Origin of the sequence: Yersinia sp. 2540 StPb PI (assembly GCF_052217165.1) — a bacterium.
Lineage (GTDB): Bacteria > Pseudomonadota > Gammaproteobacteria > Enterobacterales > Enterobacteriaceae > Yersinia > Yersinia enterocolitica_E.
The window spans coordinates 627,367-650,488 of sequence record NZ_JAZGQC010000001.1 but is presented as its reverse complement, the minus strand read 5'-3'; the positions used below and the strand labels follow the sequence as shown (position 1 = coordinate 650,488).

Genomic DNA, 23,122 nt, shown 5'->3' with positions numbered 1-23,122 from the left:
CCATGGTGATATGGCGACTCGTCGATGCTGTCTGAGTATACCCTTCTTGCTTGAAGTTGCCGCGATGTTAGCGGCTCTCCACTCTCGAAGCACTAACCAGCATCAGCTTATGGCTCGCTCACAGCGAGCCGGTTACTTTGGGTGTATGATACTCGATCGCGTTCAGATTTTATCTGGTGAAACCAAACCGGAGGGGAAGAATACCGTGGGTTTCAGTCTTTTCCTATCAGGATCGCAACGTCAGAGTGCTATTTCTCACTCTAACGTTGTTTTTTCGTGCAAATCATCACGACCCAATGATTACTTAAAATCTGCGTATGGCACCAATGGCTGTGGTGGCATATCCAGTGAGCCTTGCCAGCCAGCCAGAGAGTAACGCAAGTAGATAAGCGCATGGCTTGGGGTATAGTCCTTCGCCTGCTGGATATCAACCCCAGCCCCCAATGTCCAATGCGAACTCAACCGGCGCTCGATCAAGGCGCGCAAGGTATAACCCACCCCATTGCTGCTATCACCATCATCGGGTTCATACCGGTCTGGAATGGTCTGGATACTGTGGTTGAGCAGATTTTGCAGTGGATAACGCGCCCGTGAGCTGGTTGCCGAATGTGAAACAGACACCGACCCACCCAACTCCCACGACCAGTTAGCCGTCCGCTGCCGATAGTTTACCGGAATAGCCAATGACAGATATTTTTGCGGACTGTAATACCCGCCCTGGCCTAGCGTATAACCGCTGAGGTCTTTTTGATAATGCCACCACATCCCGTTCAAACCGACGGTAACACGGCGGTTATCTTCGTTGATTAGCTTGTAATAATAACCCGTCATAAAGCGCAGCCGCTGGTTATCCGCCACATTCTGCCCGGTCAGGTAATGATAACTTAAATCGCTCCACACTCCGTGAGCCTCACCTCGGTCATAACTGGCTCCCAGGCTCACACCGTTGGCACGCACGCCCCCCCAGGTCACATTGGTATTCGGATCTTTGGCTCCGGCAAAGGCCAGCATCGAGCTGGATATTGGCCGACGTGACGCCGTGGCGGTCCAGCCAATATGATTCCAACTATTGCTGTATGCCAGCCCACCGACCACATCAACGACATCAAAACCCATCGGTGTAGTACCGAGATCAGTTTCCCAACTGTCATTTTGCCAGCCCACGGCAACACTGGTACCCGTTGCCTGTTGATGTAGATTAGTCTGACATGGCTTTTCTGTCTGGTAACAGGTACCGGCTTTATATCGAGTATTCTTGTCAAAGGTCCCGGCATCCATCTGCACCGTATCTGTTCGTAAGAAAGCTCGACCATCAGCCAGCGAGGTATCTACCTGCAACATGGTGTTGTGCGCCCGGAGATCAGAAATCCCTTCCGTGCCGCTTGACCGCAGGTAGTCGTGATCAATCGTGATACGGGTATCCTGCTGGCGATAAAGGTCAGCGGCATCAGAACGAATGCCCCGCTTAAGCCAGTCATCGGTGGCCTGATTGCGGGTCAGCAAGGTATAACTGTCGTTATCCGCCGCCAGTGTCGGTGTGATACCACTGGCTACCATGGCATGTTTGAAATCATCTTGTGCCGCAGCGGGTTGCCCCTGCACTTGTGCTAATCGACCTGAATCACGGAATATCAATGCATTATCCTGTGAGGGTCCCCCTTTAGCTGCCACCGGTTTCAAGCGCTGGAAGATCTCTGCCGCTTTTTGTGGCTCACCCACACCGTACCAGGCATTGGCTATCCGCCGCTGGGCGCTTAAGCTAACCCCGTCACCGGAAAGTGGCTCATGTTGTAAATATTGGCGAGCGTCACTGAGACGGCCTTCAGCAATATAAGCCTCAATCTCACCCAGAATAGCATCGGGGTTTTGTGGCTCGCGCGCCCGAACTCGCTGATACCCCACCAGCGCCGCGTGATAGTCACCACGCTCTAACGCCCAATCGGCAAGCGTCAAGTCAATGGCAGTGTTGGCTGGCTGTTGACGTAATAGGGTTATCGCCCCTACTTCATCACCACTAGCCCGCAGTTGGCGAGCTAATGTCAGTAGCTGAGCAAATTTCAAGCGCTGGTCTAAAGCGCGGATATTATCGTTCCAGTGCAGGGTTAGCAGTGTTGCCAAATGCACCAATGCCTGACTATCACGCCCGGTGCTGGAGAGATACAGCGCATAGGCATATACCTGCTCGGGGTCTTTCGGCTTACGGCTCGCTAATTGGTGGAACTGTGCGTCAGCTTCCACCAAATGCCCCTCTTGCGCTAACGCTTGTGCCAGCCGGTAGGTTATCCAGACATCATCCGGGGCCATCTTCAGCGCCTGGCGATATCTTTCCGCTGCTTGATGCCATTGTTGCTGCGCCGCCAGATTTTCGGCTTGTTGTTTCAGCATATCGACTTGCAGGCTGTCTAATGTGTCACGCATTTTGGCTTGTTGACTGCGTGGCAAACTGCTCAGATAACTCAGTGCTTTTTGCGGCGATTCGCGCTGGTAGATATAGGTTAGCCCTCGTACCGCACTGCCGTTTGATGGGTCCAGACGGAGTGCCTGCTGATAATACTGCTCGGCCGTTTTATCATCATGACGGGCCACGGCAACATCAGCCAAACCAATCAATGCATAGCTGTCGCTGCCATCAATATGGCGCGCTTGCTGGTATTTCTGTTGTGCCACCCCGGTATTACCGGCTTTCAGCGCTTTATCCCCCTCGTCATTTAGCAGCCAGTAGCGATTGGTTTTTATCAGGCTGATCCACTTGTCGCTTTTCAGACCATCTTTATCTGATTTTTGCGCCAGTTCAAACAAGCGCAGAGCTTGGGCACGGTCACCACTACGGGCATATGCCAGACCCAGCGCGCCGAGGATCTCGGGGTCATTAGGTGCGGCAGCCAGTGCCTGTTTTAGTGCGGGGATCGCCGCCGCCCCGCCACCGCTGTCTACTTTTGCCAATCCACTTAAACGCGCTTGATAAGTCGGTGAAGCCAGCATGGCCTGCTGGCTGGCCAATGCTTGACGGGCGAGATTAGCCTGAGGGCCAGACGAGAAGATGTTGAGGAAATGGGTCAGCGCCGCCACGCTTTGTGGACTGACAGTCATGGTTTTGACCGTCTCCATCCACAAGTCTGCGGCATCTGAAGCTCCCACTGGGTCTGCGGCCACTTTCTCCAATATGGCATAACCTTGCGTGGCATTTTGCTGATTGAAATACAGGCGCGCCAAGGCCATTCGCAGCGCGACATTACCGGGATATTGTTGGTCAAGCGCGGCTAATTTCTGGGTGGCGAGGGCTTCCTGCCCCGGTACACGTGCGACCAACCGCCAGTATTCCACAGCAAGATCCAGTGTTGGTGGTTTGCCTTGCAACAGTTGATCATATTGAACTTTGGCCTCAGTCACCCGCCCGGCGGTCGCTAACAGACGCGCTTGTTGTAATTGTTGGCGTACCTCCGGCTTAGTCAGCGCCAACAGCAGTTTAGCCCGCTGATAAGCCTCTGAGTCGGGTGCCAATTGTTGCAGCTTATCCAACTGTTTTTGTGCTTCAGCCAAATTACCCTGTCTCAGAGCCTGGCGCATTCCTGCCGCCACCACTTCCGGGTTATTCGAGTCCATCATATTCAAGCGATACAGTGATTGCTTAACCAACTCGTCTCTATTGGTTGCTTCCCCTAGCCGTACCTGCTCCAGTAAAAACTGGGTCGGTGAGATAGGCTCTGCGCCCTGCGCCGGAGTGGTAAAGGCTTGGGACAACAGCGCTAAGCTTAAGAGCCAGTATATTTTAATGTTGCGCATTGACTGTTCCATGAGGGCTGAAGCTCACCCTGACGATTGAAACTATAACGATGCTGCGCCCATCCCTGACCAAACAATGTCAGCACCGCACTGTAATAGGCATCTGCGGGCGGTGGCGAATCTTGCACACGTTGTTGTTGCACGCTCAAGGTTTGCTGATTATAGGGTTCAGGGCTACTGGCTAAGAATGGCAGTAATGCTGCCGAGAACCCTTCCGATCCCTTACCACTGGTTTTACCGTTACTGGTATCCGTATTTTCTGGTGGTACCCCACGTTGTTGGGTTACCGCCGCCATCGGCTGGAAGCGCTGGATTAATATAGTCTTTTCTGGGCTGTTATTGGACAACATACCAACCCACAAATAGCTGCGTATCGCATCGTAGCTACCGACATCGGGCCGTGTCTCATCAGGTTGCCAGCCTTTGCCCTCTTGCCAAACCACCCAATCAGGGGAGAAACCATAGGGTGCCGTTTCAAGCAATAAGCGCTGATTGACTTTAACCATCGCTTTCCACGGCCCCGCCAAAGAGGCAAAGCGGGCCAACAGTTGTGGCGGCAGATAACTTGGGTTGAGCCGCCAACGGTCATCATCATTAAAACCAATTTTTCCCGGCAATAGCATTTCGCCAAGGCCCGGAATATTCACCACTTCCTCTTGAGCGATACGTTGCAGCAACAAAGTACCCATCGTCTGGTAACGGCGGCTATCCCATAGCCGCCCCGCTTCCAGCAAGCTGTATGCAATCCATAGATCCGCGTCAGAGGCCGAATTGGGGTCCAGAACATCCCAATTATTATCTTTGCGTTGTCCCCATAGCCATACCGGCAGACGTGCGGTTAAATCCCCAGCGGCCAGGTTGTTTTCCGTCCAGGATAATAATTGGTCAAAGGTTTCCCGATCATTGGCAACCAGAGCAAAAAACAACCCATAACTCTGTCCTTCCGACGTGGTGACTTTCCTCGGGCTGCTGGGATCAATAACGCGCCCGCCATCGCTGACATAGTCATGTTTGAACTGCTGCCATGCTGGCCAATCACATGTTGCTGCGCTACCAAAACTGACGAGCAGCAGGGCACAGATCTGTCGCTTAAACATCACGACCTTCAACATCAATCTCGCTCATCAGGTGATAACCGGCGGCGACTGATCAGACGTAATACACGCCAGACCATCATTGCAGCCATAACCACGACCAATACGGCCACCCCTGCCAACAGTACCGGATGGGTAGATAAGGTATGCCAGATACGTTCCCACCACGGTAAATGACCGACATCATAGGTCTCACCAACTCGCAGGCTGTTGACGCCCGACTCGCGAATAACCGCGACCGAGCCAAATATCGCTTCGCGTTTGCCGGTATCGAGCATGGCATTGTTCAGTAAGGTATAACCACGCGAACTGTCGGCCAATAACGCCACAATACTGCGCTGAGGGAAGTGAGGTGACTGTAGACCGATAATCGCCGACATCGCCCCTTCAGAGCTTATCGTCGCCTGGCTGTCTGCTACCCAATCTGATTGCGGTACCATCATGGTTGGTAAGCCGGTTTGCCGGTTTGGCATTTTTACCCAACTCAGGGTCTGTTCCACCAGCACGTTAATCTTTCGATCATTGCGCAGTTCTGGCGGAATGGTGCCAATAATCAGCACATCTGCATCTTTCTTCGCCGCCTGTGACCAATCATCGGTAATGTTAATACCGACCGCGGGATAACCCACCTGCGCCCCGATATTTCCCACCGCATTGAGTAGGGTGGTTATCTGTGCTGGTGCCGGGTTTGGTGGTACCAGAACTAGCGTTTCGGAGAGATCAGCCATACGGCTGAAGGGGAATCCAGCATTGGCAAATGCCCGCAGATCAGGCATTTCCATAAAGTGACGGTAGCCGGAGAAATCAATCGTAGAGTTACCGTCAATTACCGCGTGATTCGGCGCGGTAGAATAGGTTTCACATCGCCCCTCGGCACCGCTTGCCAGCAAGGTGCTGTAATCAAAATCAAAACGTAGTTGATTAGTCGCGCCCAGTTTCAAGGACGGAATGCTTAGCCTTTTGGCGGCATCCTGTAAGCCTTGTAGCAGTGGCAGTGGCAGACGCAGGATCTTACTGTCTTCGGGCATATTCGGTGACAGTGGGTAATCCTGCACAAACTGATTATTCAAGCTGATACTTAAGCGGGAACCATCCATCAAACGTGTTGAGGTGTAACGATATATCAAGCGCATATCGATACCAGCACTGCGAGTCAAGAACAAATCTGGTGGCAGATTCATCGCTAATGAAATCGGCGGCGGCAGTAATCCCGATGTTTGCAGTTGCTCAGGATATTGCTGCAACTCAGCAAATGTCATCGGGCGGTCGGTACGCACCCAATTTGGTGCATCATAAGGCAGGCGAGGTGCTAATGGCTCAACCTTATCCACCGTTACATTCTGACCACGAAACAGAATATTGCCTTGCGCGATCCCCTGTGCCGCAGTAATCAGGTCATTATCATCGCGCCCCAGAATCAGCAATAACTTCACATACGGGTTATTCGGATGACTGATGATTTCCACCGTTGGAGCTTTCACCGGCGGGTAATCTTTTAGGAAATCAGGGCGTTGAGCGTTAGTCGCGAATACTACGCCATGCTGAGTAGGCAGTTGGTTATACAATACCGGGAAGTTCTGCCCATGCCATTGCGCCTTATCACCAAACCATGAGGCCAGAATAGCCGCGGCCCGCTGCTGCGACACATCAGGTGCAGCAGCAAATATCACGGGTAGAATCAGCGGGCGATTATCTCTGGCATCAAAAAATGGCTCAGGAAAGTGGGATAAATCATTTTTAACCAGCAGCGATTGATAGCGCAAATCCAGTGAGCTGGACTTACTGACATCCAACCACAGGGTATTGCTCGCTGGGTTCTCACAGATATTTTGATAATGGCCGACAAAAACTAACCGCAAGCGGTTGAAATCAGTGATGTAACGCGGATCAATCGGTAATTGAAGGTGGGTGGGTTTACCAAGCTGATCTTTGGTGATCGCCATGACGCCCATCAGTTCATCATTCAGCAAGATTTTCACCTGCGACTCCACCGGGATCAGCGAAGGTGATGGCGTAAACTCAAGATTCAAGGTCGCATGAGTCACCACCTCATCACTGCGCACGCCGAACTCAAGCTGGCCTTCAGGGTTAGTGCCACGCAAGGAGAAGGTCCCCGGCGGCGGCGCGATTTTGGCAAACGAATATTCTACGTCGCGCACCGGTATATCACCCGATATTGCGGGTATCTGCGCCGCGTCAGTGGCCATGACCGCCGATTGAGCTGACGGTACCGTTGGAGTTTCAGCATGGGTGAATGACGTCAATCCCAAAGCCAATGCGGTAAACCACGTTATTTTTCTCATCACCATACCATCATCAATGTTGAGCCACTGTCTGGCCTTGGCTACTCGGAGCCTGATTTTTACCGACGCCATGGGGTACAAATGACGCTATCCAGGCAATCAGGGAAGTAAATCCTACTAATACATTTCGCATTACCGGTGGCGCATAGCTGGCCATACGGACATATCCTTTAAAGCCCAGCGCCAACACATCGCGCAGGCTTTCAATTGGCTTATCTTCAGGAAAACCATCCTGCCACAGCGCCCAGGTATCGGCACGGGCAAAGGTACACTGTATAAAATCAATATGTTGTGCCACGCTCAGTTGATGCATTCGCATCCCGGCTTTAGTGCCGAAGGCACGGGTCACCTCACAGGGGAAGGTGTACTCCTGCGCCCCACGTTTGAGCAGTAAATGAACCGCCTCACCCTCTTGCAGTAATCCGGCTTCGCGCATTTCAATCCCCACGCCACCATCGGAATAGTCGCGCAATGTACAGGAGAACAAGTGACCATCAGCACGAGCTACTGCGGCTGGCATGGCTATCTCGACCCGGTGTGACTGGCGAACTTGTTTAGCTTCAACTGCCACCGCGACGGCACCGCCTAAAATCGTCATGTTATAAATCACCCACACCAAGCTGATAACCACCGTCATAATTTCATTCGACGGGCCATGACCCAAACGCCACAAACCCGCAATCAGGCCGGCAACATTGAGAAGAACCAGCGCGATATACGGGCGGGTGATCACCCAATCCACATGCTGCTCTTCAACCAACCCCCCTTTCGACGTCACGTTAAACGTTCCTTTGTGTGGGCTGAGAAGTGCCATGGTGGTCGGACGGGCGATATACCATGCCAACACCGTTTCATAGATTTCACTCCAGAAGGAATGGCGGTATTTCCCTTGCAGACGGGAGTTGGTCAGACTGGCATGGATCATATGCGGCAACACATAGAGTGCAATCGCCAGTGCCGGAGCAAAAATGATGTAAGCATGCAGCAACAAGAAAGCCAGCGGAGCGGTTAGAAAGATTAAGCGTGGAATACCGGATAAAAAGTGCAGCATGGCATTGGCATAACATAAGCGCTGGACTAACTTCAGCCCCTTACCCAGTAGCGGATTATCCAGCCGGAAGATCTGAACCATGCCCCGCGCCCAGCGGATACGCTGCCCGATATGCGCCGATAAACTCTCGGTTGCCAAGCCTGCGGCCTGCGGAATGCGGATATAGGCGGAGGAGTATCCTTTACGGTGCATACGCAACGAGGTATGGGCATCTTCAGTCACTGTTTCTACCGCAATACCGCCAATAGCATCTAACGCACTGCGGCGCAGCACAGCGCAAGAGCCACAGAAGAAGGTGGCATCCCACATATCGTTACCGTCTTGCACCAAGCCATAAAACAGTGTGCCCTCATTCGGCGTCTGACGAAAACGCCCCAGGTTTCGCTCAAAGGGGTCGGGAGAGAAAAAGTGATGCGGCGTCTGGAGTATGCCCAGCTTGGTATCTTTAAAGAACCAACCCAACGTCAGTTGCAGGAAAGAACGGGTCGGCACGTGGTCGCAGTCAAAAATAGCGACAAACTCACCGTTAGCCTGTTTCAATGCATGGTTAATGTTACCGGCTTTAGCATGCTCGTGGGTGGGTCGGGCAATGTAGTGCACCCCGACCTCAGCAGCGAATGCTTTAAACGCAGGTCGGTTACCATCATCCAAAATATAGATATTGATTTTGTCTTTTGGCCAATCAATACCAAGAGCGGCATAAATAGTTGGTTTAACCACGCCAAGGTCTTCGTTATAGGTCGGCACCATCAAATCAATGGTCGGCCAACTATTGATATCATCCGGCATTGCCACCGGCTGGCGATTAAGCGGCCAAATGGTCTGGAAGTAACCCAGCACCAGCACCACCCAGGCGTATGTTTCAGCGAACAGCAACAATAAGCCGCATACCAGACTGACGGGGTCATCCCAGTTCAGCGTTTCGGTATAGCGCCACCACAGATAGCGGCAGGAGACGGTTAAAGACAGCACGATAAGCATTAAGGTTGGTAAGCGGCCCGGCACCCGTCGCACCACCATCGCCAACGCCCAAAGCAGCAGCACAAAAACGAACTGCGCCATCATGCCAAACGGCTGAGAAATACACAGCAGCGCTAATATGCCGGTGAAAATACCCAAAATAATAAACAGGACCCGGCGGGTGCGCTTTGATGACGGGGTTAATCGGGTGATAAGCGATTGTTCCAGTCGCTGGAGTTCAAAACGTTCGGGCATGTTCCCCAGCCAACGGATATAGCCTTGTCTTGTATGTTTTACCCACTTTTTGCCGACTGCGGCAGGCTGGAGCCTCTTTTCATTGCGCGATTCAGGATAGGTCAGTAGCAGCCACAACCCTTGCAAGAGATACCGTAGGCCATCGCCAAGCCGTGGGCGAATAGGTGAAATCTGTGGGAACCAGTAAGTGCGGTTTTGTATTACACGTTGCCAACTGGGCGACTCAAAACGCAAAAAAATCCAGCACAACGGCAGCGCCAACGTGGTCAGAAAAGCGGTAAGCACGGTGCAACCTTGCTGCATATACAGATGATAACGACGGCGCATCCCCTGATAAACCGGGGTCAGAAATAACATCCGCATCAAGTAGTTCATAGCCTGTTGTTCGCCACAGTAATCAAACACCAATTTGCCAGTGTGGTGACCTCTTCAGCAGCCAAACTTTGCCCACTGTATTCACCCAATGGTTGTTTGGCCGCCAACGCTTCAGCCATTGCTTCATCGCGATGAATAAATGTAGGTAATAAGTTATCCAGGCTTTGTAGCCAAAGCTGATGTAAATCCTGTTGTAGATGGCTACTGGCAGAAAATTGGTTCAGCAGGAAATGGCAGTCGACAGGCAGATTTTGCTGATGGAGGCGAATATGACAACTGGCATCAGCATGGATCAATACCAGCACCAGATCAGCCAGCGCTAAAATCTGGCGCGTGAATATACTATCACCCGCAGGGATATCCAATAGAATCCAGCAATCGGGCGCGCTGGCTTGCAACGCAGACAGGTTTTCTCGCCATTGACCGGGGTGCTGTTGTAAGGACGCGTTCAGTTGCTCAGTTTCAATGAGAGTTAGTTGGCCAAATGGCAGAAAATCTAACCCTTCGGTATAGCGCATCGCCCCTTGCTGCCAACCTTGGCCCTCAATTTCAGCTTTGGCCCAACCACGGGTTTGATCAAACGGCATATTGAAATGCAACCGCAATAAATTATCCGGTGAAAAATCGATCACCAGAACTGATTCCTTCAGTTGTTGCAATGCCCAAGCAAGCGCGGCGGTTACCGATGTGGTACCAATCCCCCCTCTTATCCCTTGTAACGCCAGTACCGGCATAAACTATTCACTCCCTGTGGATTGTGCCAGTTCAGCCAACAATGGCCAGCGAGCCATCATCTGAGTTAATCGTTCCTGACGGACGATATCGATATAACTTAACGTTGGTAATGAGAAAGCCTGAGTTAATGCTAGTAGATCATCCTGAGATTCGAGCGATGTTTTGGCGTGAAATCGATTTATTATGGTTTTCATTTATCCGCCTTTAGAAAATAGGCTATGGTAAGTAATTATAACAATAATTTGAGTATACTTTCTCCCAATAAGATGAGTCTTAGATTATTATCACGGTAAAGACATTGGTTAATAATTATTGCAATGTTACAATTGTTAACTGAATTTATCCAGTAATTGGCCCAATCGCATTTTAACCAAGCAGATAAAGAATCTATGCCACGATCTTTCACATTAGGTATTCGAAAAATCTGGGATGAATTAGCCGTGATGCAGGCGCCTGGGTTTTATTGGGTCAATATTGAACGTCAAATTGATGCTAATTTATTCTGTCAGCAACTTATTCGTAACCAATCTGAAAATACTCGAGCCGCATTGATTTGTTGCGGGCTAAAACCTGAGAAATTACTGGCAAACATTGTGGGTTATGGCCCCTATAAATTGCCACTTTTTACCTTACCGGCACAAAGAAAAGCATTACTACATTTAACTCAAGATTTAATGCGTTCATTACGGCCGCAACAGCGACTGTTCATTCTGTTAGCACCGGCCAGTTTATGGCAAACATTCACTGGCGAAGAGATGCAGCAGTGGCTACAGCATATTCAGCAATGGCTGGAGGCGCAAAACTGTACGTTAATCGTAATTTGCCACAGTTCTGGTATTAATAAAATTAAGAATCAATTAGTTAGCCAGCACCGTTATTTACAAGGATTGGCTAGCCTGCAATGGCAGCAAGATAATGCCCAGTATGTTGCCTCTTGGTGGAGCACTGAAAAAGGGGTTACCGCCAATCAGTTAGTCCGATTGGAAGCAGATGAACAAGGCTGGAGCATGGCGGATGAAGTTCAACAGGCACTGCCGCCTTCACGTAATGATGAGCATCTGTATTTGGCGGAACGCACTATTTTGGAAGGCGCTCCGCCACTCTCTACCAACTGGCAACTACTTGATAATAATGCAGTATTGGCGCAGAGGGCAATAAGTGCTCATGCCGCCACATTGATTTTTGCTCTTAATCAAAGTGAGCAAATCGACGATTTAGCACATCAGATCCATAACATACGCCGCCAACGGGGTGATGCTATCAAAATTGTGGTGCGTGAAATGAACGCCAGCCTGCGTTACAGCGATGAACGTTTATTGCTGGCCTGCGGCGCGAATCTGATCGTGCCTCACATCGCACCGCTGTCACGCTTTCTTACCATGTTGGAAGGTATTCAGGGCCAACATTCCTCTCGGCATGTTCCTCAAGATATCAATGCGTTATTGGAGGCGTTACGCCCACTTCAGCTTAAAGGTTATTTACCTCCCGCGGAGTTCTGCCACTCTGTTTTGCAACTGATGAACAACACGCTACTGCCAGAAAACGGCAAAGGTGTCATGGTTGCTCTGCGGACAGTCCCTGGGTTACAGGCCAGACAAGCACTAACACTGTGCTATCTACGCCGCTATGGTGATGTGGTAACGGTAGCTGATAACCATGTGGTATTATTCCTTTCCACCTGCCGTATCAATGACTTAGATACTGCTCTGAAGTATATATTCCGTTTGCCGGTGGCTGAAATTTTCAGTAACCAACGGGTGTGGTATCAGGATCAGGCAATTATCGCTGAGATTCATCGGATGAATACCCCCGATGCATGGCAAATGACCGGTGACAAAAAATCCTATACGCAACAGATTGATACAGCTGAGCAAGCCGAAGTTAGCCGACGAGTCCCCGTGCCTCTGGCACTGAATGTCGGACCGAACAAGGAGCGAACCCAATGAATCTCAACGATATCTGGCAAATCCTGCTGTGCGCTGCGGTTATCTTTTTCCCTCTGGGTTATGTGGCACACCGTTGGTTTCCACGCTGGTGGGAGAAAAGACAACATCTGTTCTTATCTGCGCGATATTTAAAATCAGAAGGGGTTTGGTTGCGTAATGGCTCCTCTTCACTGACGAAGAAACAACCATGAATGCAAAGAATAAACTGCAAGAATCACCGAGCCCGTGGCGCTATTGGCGTGGTCTTGGCGCATGGAACTACTATTTCCTGCTAAAGTTTGCCTTGCTGTGGTTTGGTTACCTGAACTTCCATCCGTTGGCCAACTTGGTGTTTATTGCTTTCCTGCTATTTCCGATCCCGGCCTATAGGGTCCACCGCTGGCGTCACTGGATTGCGATCCCAATAGGTATTGGTTTGCTGTATCACGACACCTGGCTACCGGGGCTCAACAGTATCCTGAGCCAAGGCTCGCAGATTACCGGCTTTAGCTTCAGTTATCTAATTGAATTAATTAGCCGTTTTATTAACTGGGCCATGATAGGAACCGCCTTTGTTATCCTGGTGGGCTACCTGTTTATTTCACAGTGGATTCGGGTGACGGTTTTTGTTGTTGCAGCCATGATTTGGCTGAATGTTGCCAGCATCGCCGGACCGGCATTTTCTCTGGCACCTGCCGCTGAAACGTCGGTAGCATCATCTCCAGTAACACTGGGGGCTGAGCCGCCAACGCCTAATAGTCATCAGGTGGCGGCCAGTGGCCCACCAACCGATGCCAATCTGACGGCTTATCTGAATGCATTTTATGAGCAGGAGAAAACCCGCCATACGGCATTCCCTACATCGCTGCCAACAGATGCGCAACCTTTTGATTTATTAGTTATTAATATCTGCTCGCTGTCTTGGTCAGACATTGAAGCTATCCAACTGGATAAGCACCCGCTGTGGAATAAGTTTGATATTCTGTTCAAGAACTTCAACTCTGCCACCGCCTACAGTGGCCCAGCCTCTATTCGACTACTGCGCGCCAGTTGTGGCCAGTCATCGCACAAAGACCTCTATCTGCCACAAGAGCAGCAGTGTTATCTATTTGATAATCTTGCGAAACTTGGCTTCGCATCTCAGTTGATGATGGACCACTCAGGTGTATTTGGTAATTATCTGCAAAACATTCAAGATGACGGCAATATGCGCGCACCGCTGATGTCACAAAAAGGCATCAGTAATCAATTGGCGTCCTTCGATGGTGAGCCAATTTACAATGATCTGGAACTGCTCAACCGCTGGCTGGAACAGCAGCAGAAAGGGGGGGATAGCCGCAGCGCAACCTTCATGAATATCATACCGTTACATGATGGTAACCGTTTCGTTGGTACCAATAAAACGGCTGATTACCACGCTCGCGCCCAAACGCTATTTGACCAATTGAATACGTTTTTGGCGGCGTTGGAAAAATCAGGCCGCAAAGTTATGGTGGTGGTGGTACCAGAGCATGGAGCCGCGCTGGTTGGCGATAAAATGCAGATGTCCGGCCTGAGGGATATCCCCAGCCCAAGTATCACGCATATCCCTGTTGGGATTACGTTAATGGGAATCAAAGCGCCACAGCCCGCCAGCCCGGTGATTATCAATACGCCAAGCAGCTATCTGGCGCTTTCTGAATTAGTATCACGTGTGGTCGATGGCAAAGTATTTACTGCGCCGACTATCGATTGGCAGGCCCTGACACAAGGATTGCCGCAAACGGCGGTAATATCGGAAAACGATAATGCCATTGTGATTCAATATCAGGGAAAACCTTATATTCGATTAAATGGCGGTGACTGGGTGCCTTACCCACAATAAAAACCGAATAGTATTGTCTTCGGCTATTTGATAAAGGGTGCATTAATTGCACCCTTTATTATTCACATCTCAACAGAATGATGTTTACAGCGATAGGGGCTGCATTTACTAGATAGAACTAAAAATGTGATCTATATCATTTTAAGTGAATGTTAACCTCGACCTAAATAACAGGAGTACTCGGTTATTAACTCATATTCAGCAATATGAAATTGTTCCGTAACTATTTATTTACAAGATTACGTTCACATTTACAGTAATTATTTTTAAAATGAAGTTATAAATAGTCAATGGAAGGCTATTTTCAGTTATAAAAAAACGCCGAATTATCGGCGTTGTTGTAATTGATATCGCACTCGTCGATTGGACCCCAACCAACAGCGCTGGGGCCTTAACCCGTGTTAGCTGGCTTTTTCTGCTTCATCCTGATCAACCGCAAAGCAGGCGACCATTTGATCACCATATTGCTTCAGTTGCGGCTGTAGCTGGGTGCAAGTCCCAAACGCCCGACGACAACGGGCATTAAATGCGCACCCCGGTGGCGGGCTCATGGGGCTAGGTAGCTCACCCGTCAATTTAATTCGCTCACGGCGCATATCAGGATTCAGCCGGGGGGTAGCAGAGAGCAATGCCTGTGTATAAGGGTGGCGTGGGTTATTAAAAATGGCTTCTTTACTGCCTTTCTCAACACAGCGCCCCAGATACATCACCATCACTTCATCAGCAATGTGCTCAACCACTGATAAATCATGGGAAATAAAGACATACGACAGACCCAGTTCCTGCTGCAAATCCATCATCAGGTTCAATACCTGAGCCCGCACCGAAACATCCAGTGCAGAAACCGGCTCATCGGCAATCACTACATCGGGATTCAACATCAGCCCACGGGCAATGGCGATACGCTGGCGCTGACCGCCGGAAAACATATGGGGATAACGGTCATAATGCTCGGTTTTTAGGCCGACCTTTGCCATCATTGCCAATGTTTTTTCACGCCGCTCTTTGCTGTTGAGATTAGTATTGATTTGCAGTGGCTCTTCCAGAATCTGCCCCACTTTCTTACGTGGGTTCAGCGAGCCATAAGGGTTCTGGAACACAATCTGGATCTTCTGACGCCGCAGCTTTTCCGCACTTTCATCCGGCTTAAGCAAATCCTGACCCTGGTAGTAAAGCTCACCGCCAGTTGGGATCTCTATCATAGTCAGCAAGCGGCCCAGTGTGGATTTACCACAACCGGACTCGCCAACCACGGCCAATGTTTTACCGCGCTCCAAGGTGAAAGAAACCCCATCCAGTGCTTTAACCAGACGCTCTGGTGCAAAGAACCCTTTTTTGACCGGATAGTATTTTTTCAGGTCGATAGCCTGTAATAGCGGCTTGGATACCTGTAATTCTTTTTTCATATCAGTTGGTTGGCTCATAAGGTCGGCCTCCCCGCATCATCGAGCGGTGTATGACATTTAACCTGACGCCCCGCTGGCCCCAGCAGTTCTGGCTCTTCACGGCGGCAACGATCATTGGCATACGGGCAACGTGGGTTCAGCAAGCACCCGTCAGGACGGTCATATTTACCCGGTACCACACCCGGTAACGACGCCAGACGCGCTTTATCCTGAGCAAACTCCGGTAAGGCTCGTAACAATGCCTGAGTGTACGGGTGCCGTGGCGCGCGGAAGATTTCCGAGGCTTTACCGGTTTCCACTACCTGACCGGCATACATCACAATAATATGATGAGCCGCCTCAGCCACCAGTGCCAGATCATGGGTTATCAACAGCAGCGCCATATTTTCACGCTGCTGTAGCTCCAGCAGCAATTCAATAATCTGGGCCTGAATGGTCACGTCCAGCGCAGTCGTTGGCTCATCAGCAATCAACAATTTCGGCCGACAAGCAATCGCCATCGCAATCATCACGCGCTGGCTCATCCCGCCGGAAAGCTGATGCGGATACACATCCAGACGTGACGCGGGATCAGGAATGCCCACCAGCGTCAGCAAATCCACCGCCCGCTGACGGCGGGTTTTACGGTTGCCACCCTGATGCACCTTCAGCGCTTCCATAATCTGAAAACCGACGGTGTAGCACGGGTTCAAACTGGTCATCGGGTCCTGGAAGATCATGGCCACTTCCGAACCCACTAACTGACGCCGCTCTTTCTCGGAAATCTTGGTCAGGTCACGGCCATTAAACTCCAGCTTGTCAGCCATCACTTTGCCGGGGTAATCAATCAGTCCCATAATCGCCAGTGAACTGACCGATTTACCGGAACCGGATTCACCCACAATCCCTACCACCTGCCCTTGCTCAATGCTGTAGCTAATACGGTCTACGGCCTTGAACGGCGCACCTTCGTCACCGAAGTGCACCGACAATTTATCTACATTTAAAAGTGCCATCTCTCTCTACCTCTGTTACTGCTTGAGTTTGGGGTCGAGAGCATCACGCAGGCCGTCCCCCATCAGGTTAAACGCCAGAACCGTCAGCAGGATCGCCACACCGGGGAAGGTCACGACCCACCAGGCGCTTTGGGCGAACTGCAACACGTCAGAGAGCATGGTGCCCCATTCCGGTGTTGGCGGTTGCGCACCCATGCCGAGAAAGCCGAGAGCCGCCATATCCAGAATGGCGTTAGAGAAGCCGAGAGAAGCCTGCACGATTAACGGCGCAAGGCAGTTGGGCAGGATATTGATAAACATCTGGCGCATCGCACCCGCCCCAGCCACTCTTGAGGCCGTTACGTAGTCGCGGTTCACCTCAACCAGCACCGCGGCACGGGTTAAACGGACATAATGCGGCAAGGCAACAAAGGTCAATGCGAGCGAGGCGTTAACGATGGAGGGGCCAAATACCGCCACCAGCACTAATGCCAGCAACAGGCTTGGCAGTGCCAGCATGATATCGACAACACGCATGATGATGGCATCAACGATACCGCCAAAATAACCGGCCAATAAACCGAAAATCACGCCCATCACCAGTGATAGCACCACCACCAGACAACCCACCAGCAGCGAGAGGCGAGCACCGTACATCAGGCGAGATAACACATCACGGCCCACATCATCGGTACCCAGCAGGAATTTCCAACTGCCACCCTCTTCCCAAACCGGCGGTTTCAGTAACGCATCACGAAATTGCTCTGCCGGCCCGTGCGGGGCAAGCCAGGTAGCACCAGCGGCAATCAATAGCATAATAATAATGTAGAACAGGCCGATAACAGCCCCTTTATTGCGCTTGAAATAGTGCCAAAACTCCTGCAATGGAGTCATCGGCTTCGGCGCACTTTTTACTGTAGACTCAGTAAGTTGAGACATTCTGCGCCCCTTATTTCTTGTGACGAATACGCGGGTTAACTACGCCATAGAGCACATCTACCAGCAAGTTAACTAAAATAATCATGATTGCGACCAGCAACACACCACCCTGAACCACTGGGTAATCACGGCGTTGCAAGGCATCCATCAGCCAGCGCCCTAACCCCGGCCAGGAGAAGATGGTTTCCGTCAGAATAGCGCCAGCCAGCATGGTACCAACCTGCAAGCCAATCACGGTAACCACCGGCAGCAAAGCATTACGCAGTGCATGGACCACAATCACCCGCATCCGGCTCAGGCCTTTCGCCCGCGCAGTACGGATATAATCTTCACCCAAGACTTCCAGCATCGAGGAGCGCGTCATACGTACGATGACGGCAAGAGGGATAGTCCCTAAAACGATGGCAGGCAAAATCATATGCATCACCGCGTCTTTGAAATCACCCGGCTCACCCCAAACAAAGGTGTCAATCAGCATAAAACCAGTCAAAGGCAGGCTGTCATCAAGGAACACCGTATCACTGACGCGCCCGGAAACCGGGGTCAGGTTCCATTGGACCGAGACCAACATAATCAGCATGATGCCCCACCAGAAGATAGGCATCGAATAGCCGGTAAGGGAGATCCCAACAGCGGTGTGATCGAATATTGAACCGCGTTTAACTGCCGCCAACACCCCCACCGGAATACCCACCGCGATAGCAAACAGCATCGCGCAGATCCCCAGTTCCAGTGTCGCTTTAAAGCGTGGGACGAACTCTTCCCAGACAGCAATACGGCTTTTCAGCGAGATGCCGAGGTCGCCATGTAATACGCCATTCACATAATGGAAGTATTGTTGATAGAGAGGCTTGTCTAGCCCCATTTCCGCCATGATTTGAGCATGACGCTCGGTGGAGATACCGCGTTCCCCAGCCATGATGGTCACCGGGTCACCCGGGATCATATGGACAAAAGCAAAGGTCAGCAAAGTAATGCCGATAAACGTTGGGATAACTAACCCCAAACGTCGGAGTATGAACTGCAACATATCCCGAACTCTCTGTGTAGAATGCCGGGCTGCTCGTGGGCAACCCAGCTTATTAAACCTCCCCAATAAGCTATTTTACTTGCCATTTTGACCTAGGTCAGTGCTCACCACCGTCACGTAGCCATGATTTACAAGGTCATGGTGTCCGCTCCGGTGCTTGCGCGCTGTCCATGCCCAAAATTTCTGCGACAATAACACTTATTGGGAGAGGTTATATGGCTCACATCTGTATCTGTCTTAACCTATACCCTTCATACTTCAAACTGCATGTGCGTTGGCTACACTCGTTACTCGGCCCGTCCATGGGCCTCGCCTCTGCGAGGCCGCTGCAAACAGCGTTCAAATCGGTTCCCGATCGATTTGTCACCCGAATCACTTACTTCAGTAAGCTCATCGGGACTCATTCGCTTGCCGCCTTCCTGCAATTCGAATTATTTTGGGTATCAACAAGAAACCGGCGAATATGCGTATTCCACACATTCACCGGTTTATCTAAGGTTAAAATTAATCCAGGGACACGTTCTCGAAATGGTGTTTACCCAACGGATCTACAACATAACCCTTCACTTCTTTACGCACTGGCTCATACACAGTTGAGTGAGCAACAATCAGCGCCGGAGCTTGATCATGCATAACAACCTGAGCTTGTTTGTAAAGTGCGACACGTTTGTCATGATCAGACTCAGCACGAGCAGGCTGAATCACGTCTTCAAACGGCTTATAACACCATTTGGAGTAGTTGGAACCTTGCTTGGCCGCATCACAGCTAAACAGGGTGGCGAAGAAGTTGTCTGGGTCCCCATTGTCCCCGGTCCAACCCATCATCACTGTTTCATGCTCGCCGTCTTTAGCACGCTTGAGGTATTCGCCCCACTCGTAAGTTACTATCTTGGCTTTCACACCAATTTTCGCCCAGTCAGACTGGATCATTTCAGCCATACGACGGGCATTCGGGTTGTACGGGCGCTGAACTGGCATTGCCCACAGATCGATAGCGAATCCATCTGGTAGGCCCGCTTCTTTCAACAGCTCTTTCGCTTTAGCCGGATCGTAAGCGTAATCTTTCACGTCATCGTTGTAGCCCCACATAGTCGGTGGGATCAGGTTCTTGGCTGCTTGACCAGCACCCTGATAAACCGCATCAATAATCGCTTCTTTGTTAACAGCCATGGTCAACGCCTGACGAACCTTCACGTTATCCAATGGTTTTTTCTCAACGTTGAAGGAGAGGTAACCGACGTTCAAGCCAGGTTGCTCCATCAGGTTGATGGTTTTGTCTTCTTTCATGCGAGCAATGTCAGCCGGGTTAGGGTATGGCATAACCTGACATTCATTTTTCTGCAATTTAGCGTAACGGACTGACGCATCTGGTGTAATAGAGAACACCAAACGATCAATTTTCGGCTTGGTACCCCAGAAACCCTCAAAGGCTTTGTACAGGATACGGGAGTCTTTTTGGTATTGTTGCAACTGGAACGGGCCGGTACCGATTGGGTTCAAATCGACTTTTTCCGGGGTGCCCGCTTTCAGCATCTTGTCGGCATATTCAGCAGACAGGATAGAGGCAAAGTCCATCGCCAGATCGGCAAGGAATGGCGACTCAGGACGCGCCAATTCAAAACGCACGGTGTTGTCGTCAACTTTAACCACATTGGTGATCAAATCACCCATACCCATGCCCTGGAAGTATTCATAGCTGCCGCCAGACACTTTATGGTACGGATGTTTATCATCTTTCTGACGCATGAAAGAGTAGATCACATCGTCAGCATTGAAATCACGGGTCGGTTTGAAGTCTTTATTATCTTGCCACTTCACGCCTTTACGCAGATGGAAAGTATAGCTTTTGCCATCTGGGCTAATTTCCCACTTTTCAGCCAGACCAGGTTCAATTTCGGTAGTACCGAGTTTGAATTCAACCAGACGGTTGTAGATGGGTACCGAGCTGGCGTCATACGTTGTGCCAGAGGTAAAGAGCTGCGGGTTGAAACCCTCAGGTGAACCTTCAGAACAATAGACTAATGTTTTTGCTTGTACACTGGCCGCCACGGTCAGTGCAATCAGCCCAATACCGAATTTCAGTATCCCTGTTTTTCCCAAGGAAATCGTCATCGCTTGTGCTCCATTATGGTGATGTGTGTTGTGTGTACGGCCAGACCCTATAATTTTTTCGTCCGTGGACTGTACCGTTTTGGCTCATTAGCCACAGGGATGCGGGATTGAGATGTCGGATAAAAGCTATCACGACAGCAATTTTGAATGCATTGAATCACCCAAACTGCTCTCTATGACTCCCCCTGAGGGTACCAATTTGGCAACAGTTGGTGGCAACGTCAATACGGTCTGAAAGGTTTTATCAAGACAATGAGAAACAGCATGCAAACATAAAAAAAACTTCTCGTTAACATTATTAGCATGAAAAATTATGCTAGCGGTAATATGCCAGCGATATTGACTGGCTAATTAGAATAAAGCAGTCGCAACATCCAGTGACAAACGAAAAAACTTTGTTGCTAAATGATGCATATCGGGTAGGTTTTTTTTGTAATCTCGACAGAAAACAGGAGGAAATGCTGTCGTGACAGCCGATAAGTGACGTGATCGTTGTCACATCCAGCCAGAATTTCACACATCTTGCGTGCCGTTAAAAAAGCAAAGTCAGCTTGCCCTCCCCCTCACCGTCCAAGAGATAGCAAGGCTTCATACGAAAGCGCACCCTAATGGTGCCCCTTATGAGTGCATGACAGCGCAACAGATATTATCGGTGACCAAATCATGTCAGTGGGGGCGATTTAGCTTAAGGAAATAGCGGGATGGATAGGCACATTTGGCAGAAAAAACACCAAAAAAAACCCTGACTTAAAAGTCAGGGTTCTTAAATTTGGTCGGCGAGAGAGGATTCGAACCTCCGACCCACTGGTCCCAAACCAGTTGCGCTACCAAGCTGCGCTACTCGCCGAATCGGGGCGCATCTTACTGCTACGATTTTTGGCCGTCAATCACTTTTTAACAAACGCTGAGTGACTGTTGTTAAAAACATCACCAACGGCTAAAACTGACGCATTTGCACGTAAATCAGGCTTCCGCTTGCTTTAATTCTGGCGATTGCGCCCGTAGGAATGGCAGCAAGAAGAATGCAGATAAACAGGCCGCAATGGAAATAACCACAAAGAAACCATTCCAGTGCCAAACCTCCATCACGCGGGCAATGGGGTAGCCAGATAAGGCCGCACCCAAGTAGGCAAACAACCCAACAAAACCGGTAGCAGCTCCCGCAGCATCCTTATGTGAGCATTCAGCGGCAGCCATACCAATTAACATCTGCGGGCCAAAAATGAAGAAGCCAATGGCAAAGAAGCAACTCGCCTGCAAGATGTAACTGACACCCGGCATAATCCACAACGACGCCACCGAGAGGAAAATTCCAATAGCAAATATCAAGTTCATTGGCCCACGGTTGCCACGGAACCACTTATCAGAACCCCAACCTGCCACCAACGAGCCAATAAAGCCCCCCACCTCGAACAGTGAAATCGCCGAGTTGGCCGTCATCAATGAATAACCTTTCTCTTGTGTCAAATAAAGGTTACCCCAGTCATTGATAGCAGTACGAACGATATAAACCAGCACGTAAGATACCGCCAGCAACCAGATATATTTGTTGGTTAATACATAGCGCTTCACAATCTCTTTATTTGATAGCCCCTGGCCTTCAGATTCCTGGACCAATTCCATCGCATCATTGCGCCACTTACCCACACTCGGCAACCCCATCGTGCTCGGCTTATCACGCAAGCGCCAACACATCAGTAAACCGATCACCACACCGATAATACCAGGGATAATCATGCCGTAACGCCAGCTAAAGTGCAGAGAAATAAAGCCGACCAACAGGGGAATCAGCGCACCACCAAAGTTATGCGAAGTATTCCACATCGCCCACCAACCCCCGCGTTCTGAGCGCGAATACCAACTGGTCAGGATTTTGGAGCAAGGCGGCCAACCCCAACCTTGGAAGAAGGCATTAAGGATCCACAAAGAACCAAACACGAGCAGTGACGAGCTCATGCCGAACAGGATATTGATAACCCCGGTCATAACCAACCCAATGCCCATAAAGTAGCGCGGATTTGAGCGGTCACTTATCATGCCGGAGATAAATTTAGAGCAACCATAAGTGATATAAAAGAGTGTGCCTAAAATCCCGACATCCGACATGGTCAGCCCTAAATCACTCAGCATTGCAGGCATGATGAAGTTAAAGCTTTTACGGGTGAAATAGAACGCAGCGTAGCCGATATACATCGTCCACATTAGTTGAATACGCCAATATTTATAAGACGAATCAATTTGCGCTTGATCCGTGACGGGCGGCACGTTATCGCGGCTTTTGAGGAAAGACCACATGTGAACCTCAGAAATTTTTTC

The 23,122-nt window shown here is 50.3% G+C and carries 15 protein-coding genes and 1 tRNA gene; 3 read left to right on the top strand and 13 right to left on the bottom strand.

The window, feature by feature from the left end:
• Nucleotides 1-300: 300 nt before the first annotated feature.
• From bcsC to bcsR, 6 genes are read right to left on the bottom strand one after another with little or no spacing between them, the layout of a single operon-like run.
• On the bottom strand, nt 301-3,783 hold the full coding sequence (gene bcsC, locus V1956_RS02855; RefSeq protein ID WP_442824785.1) for a cellulose synthase complex outer membrane protein BcsC: 3,483 nt from the start codon (nt 3,781-3,783) through the stop codon (nt 301-303).
• Nucleotides 3,753-4,895: a cellulose synthase complex periplasmic endoglucanase BcsZ gene (gene bcsZ / locus V1956_RS02850; protein WP_420071074.1), complete on the bottom strand. Its 1,143-nt coding sequence runs from the start codon at nt 4,893-4,895 to the stop codon at nt 3,753-3,755. The genes bcsC and bcsZ overlap by 31 nt, the downstream gene beginning before the upstream one ends.
• Nucleotides 4,895-7,186 carry a cellulose biosynthesis cyclic di-GMP-binding regulatory protein BcsB gene (bcsB, locus tag V1956_RS02845; RefSeq protein ID WP_442824784.1) on the bottom strand — a complete coding sequence of 764 codons (2,292 nt, stop codon included), beginning with the start codon at nt 7,184-7,186 and terminating at the stop codon, nt 4,895-4,897. Before bcsB ends, bcsZ begins: the two co-directional genes overlap by 1 nt.
• A gap of 7 nt (nt 7,187-7,193) precedes the next feature.
• Entirely contained in the window at nt 7,194-9,821 is a 2,628-nt protein-coding gene (gene bcsA, locus V1956_RS02840) for a UDP-forming cellulose synthase catalytic subunit (protein ID WP_372560254.1), read from the bottom strand.
• Complete coding sequence (bcsQ, locus tag V1956_RS02835; RefSeq protein WP_420074853.1) at nt 9,818-10,555, bottom strand: cellulose biosynthesis protein BcsQ; 738 nt, start codon at nt 10,553-10,555, stop codon at nt 9,818-9,820. The genes bcsA and bcsQ overlap by 4 nt, the downstream gene beginning before the upstream one ends.
• A gap of 3 nt (nt 10,556-10,558) precedes the next feature.
• A complete protein-coding gene (gene bcsR / locus V1956_RS02830) occupies nt 10,559-10,750 on the bottom strand; it encodes a cellulose biosynthesis protein BcsR (RefSeq protein WP_083161389.1) in 192 nt (63 codons plus the stop codon).
• A gap of 195 nt (nt 10,751-10,945) precedes the next feature.
• Here bcsR and bcsE point away from each other — a divergent pair, with 195 nt between their 5' ends.
• The 3 genes from bcsE to bcsG are packed head-to-tail and all read left to right on the top strand — an operon-like array spanning nt 10,946 to nt 14,345.
• Nucleotides 10,946-12,502, top strand: a complete 1,557-nt coding sequence (bcsE, locus tag V1956_RS02825) for a cellulose biosynthesis protein BcsE (RefSeq protein ID WP_420071071.1) — start codon at nt 10,946-10,948, stop codon at nt 12,500-12,502.
• The gene (bcsF, locus tag V1956_RS02820; RefSeq protein ID WP_083161393.1) at nt 12,499-12,693 is read left to right on the top strand and encodes a cellulose biosynthesis protein BcsF; all 195 of its coding nucleotides are present in this window, start codon (nt 12,499-12,501) and stop codon (nt 12,691-12,693) included. The genes bcsE and bcsF overlap by 4 nt, the downstream gene beginning before the upstream one ends.
• Nucleotides 12,690-14,345 carry a cellulose biosynthesis protein BcsG gene (gene bcsG / locus V1956_RS02815; protein WP_420074852.1) on the top strand — a complete coding sequence of 552 codons (1,656 nt, stop codon included), beginning with the start codon at nt 12,690-12,692 and terminating at the stop codon, nt 14,343-14,345. Before bcsF ends, bcsG begins: the two co-directional genes overlap by 4 nt.
• 401 nt (nt 14,346-14,746) lie before the next feature.
• On the opposite strand, the gene dppF is transcribed toward bcsG, so the two are convergent.
• The 7 genes from dppF to V1956_RS02780 form a co-directional block, all read right to left on the bottom strand.
• Nucleotides 14,747-15,751: a dipeptide ABC transporter ATP-binding subunit DppF gene (gene dppF / locus V1956_RS02810; RefSeq protein ID WP_372560683.1), complete on the bottom strand. Its 1,005-nt coding sequence runs from the start codon at nt 15,749-15,751 to the stop codon at nt 14,747-14,749.
• Nucleotides 15,752-15,765: 14 nt separating this feature from the next.
• Complete coding sequence (dppD, locus tag V1956_RS02805) at nt 15,766-16,746, bottom strand: dipeptide ABC transporter ATP-binding protein (protein WP_083161397.1); 981 nt, start codon at nt 16,744-16,746, stop codon at nt 15,766-15,768.
• Between the two features lie 15 nt (nt 16,747-16,761).
• Entirely contained in the window at nt 16,762-17,664 is a 903-nt protein-coding gene (dppC, locus tag V1956_RS02800; protein WP_083161399.1) for a dipeptide ABC transporter permease DppC, read from the bottom strand.
• Nucleotides 17,665-17,674: 10 nt separating this feature from the next.
• The gene (gene dppB, locus V1956_RS02795) at nt 17,675-18,694 is read right to left on the bottom strand and encodes a dipeptide ABC transporter permease DppB (RefSeq protein ID WP_005174906.1); all 1,020 of its coding nucleotides are present in this window, start codon (nt 18,692-18,694) and stop codon (nt 17,675-17,677) included.
• Nucleotides 18,695-19,198: 504 nt separating this feature from the next.
• Entirely contained in the window at nt 19,199-20,806 is a 1,608-nt protein-coding gene (gene dppA / locus V1956_RS02790; protein ID WP_372560250.1) for a dipeptide ABC transporter periplasmic-binding protein DppA, read from the bottom strand.
• A gap of 770 nt (nt 20,807-21,576) precedes the next feature.
• Nucleotides 21,577-21,653, bottom strand: a tRNA-Pro gene (locus V1956_RS02785).
• A 116-nt stretch (nt 21,654-21,769) separates the two neighbouring features.
• Nucleotides 21,770-23,101 carry an MFS transporter gene (locus V1956_RS02780; protein ID WP_083163967.1) on the bottom strand — a complete coding sequence of 444 codons (1,332 nt, stop codon included), beginning with the start codon at nt 23,099-23,101 and terminating at the stop codon, nt 21,770-21,772.
• Between the last annotated feature and the right edge of the window lie 21 nt (nt 23,102-23,122).

Coding starts and splice junctions, on each gene's coding strand:
- bcsC (WP_442824785.1), bottom strand. CDS start 3,783: ATGCGCAACATTAAAATATACTGGCTCTTAAGCTTAGCGCTGTTGTCC.
- bcsZ (WP_420071074.1), bottom strand. CDS start 4,895: ATGTTGAAGGTCGTGATGTTTAAGCGACAGATCTGTGCCCTGCTGCTC.
- bcsB (WP_442824784.1), bottom strand. CDS start 7,186: ATGGTGATGAGAAAAATAACGTGGTTTACCGCATTGGCTTTGGGATTG.
- bcsA (WP_372560254.1), bottom strand. CDS start 9,821: ATGAACTACTTGATGCGGATGTTATTTCTGACCCCGGTTTATCAGGGG.
- bcsQ (WP_420074853.1), bottom strand. CDS start 10,555: ATGCCGGTACTGGCGTTACAAGGGATAAGAGGGGGGATTGGTACCACA.
- bcsR (WP_083161389.1), bottom strand. CDS start 10,750: ATGAAAACCATAATAAATCGATTTCACGCCAAAACATCGCTCGAATCT.
- bcsE (WP_420071071.1), top strand. CDS start 10,946: ATGCCACGATCTTTCACATTAGGTATTCGAAAAATCTGGGATGAATTA.
- bcsF (WP_083161393.1), top strand. CDS start 12,499: ATGAATCTCAACGATATCTGGCAAATCCTGCTGTGCGCTGCGGTTATC.
- bcsG (WP_420074852.1), top strand. CDS start 12,690: ATGAATGCAAAGAATAAACTGCAAGAATCACCGAGCCCGTGGCGCTAT.
- dppF (WP_372560683.1), bottom strand. CDS start 15,751: ATGAAAAAAGAATTACAGGTATCCAAGCCGCTATTACAGGCTATCGAC.
- dppD (WP_083161397.1), bottom strand. CDS start 16,746: ATGGCACTTTTAAATGTAGATAAATTGTCGGTGCACTTCGGTGACGAA.
- dppC (WP_083161399.1), bottom strand. CDS start 17,664: ATGTCTCAACTTACTGAGTCTACAGTAAAAAGTGCGCCGAAGCCGATG.
- dppB (WP_005174906.1), bottom strand. CDS start 18,694: ATGTTGCAGTTCATACTCCGACGTTTGGGGTTAGTTATCCCAACGTTT.
- dppA (WP_372560250.1), bottom strand. CDS start 20,806: ATGACGATTTCCTTGGGAAAAACAGGGATACTGAAATTCGGTATTGGG.
- V1956_RS02780 (WP_083163967.1), bottom strand. CDS start 23,101: ATGTGGTCTTTCCTCAAAAGCCGCGATAACGTGCCGCCCGTCACGGAT.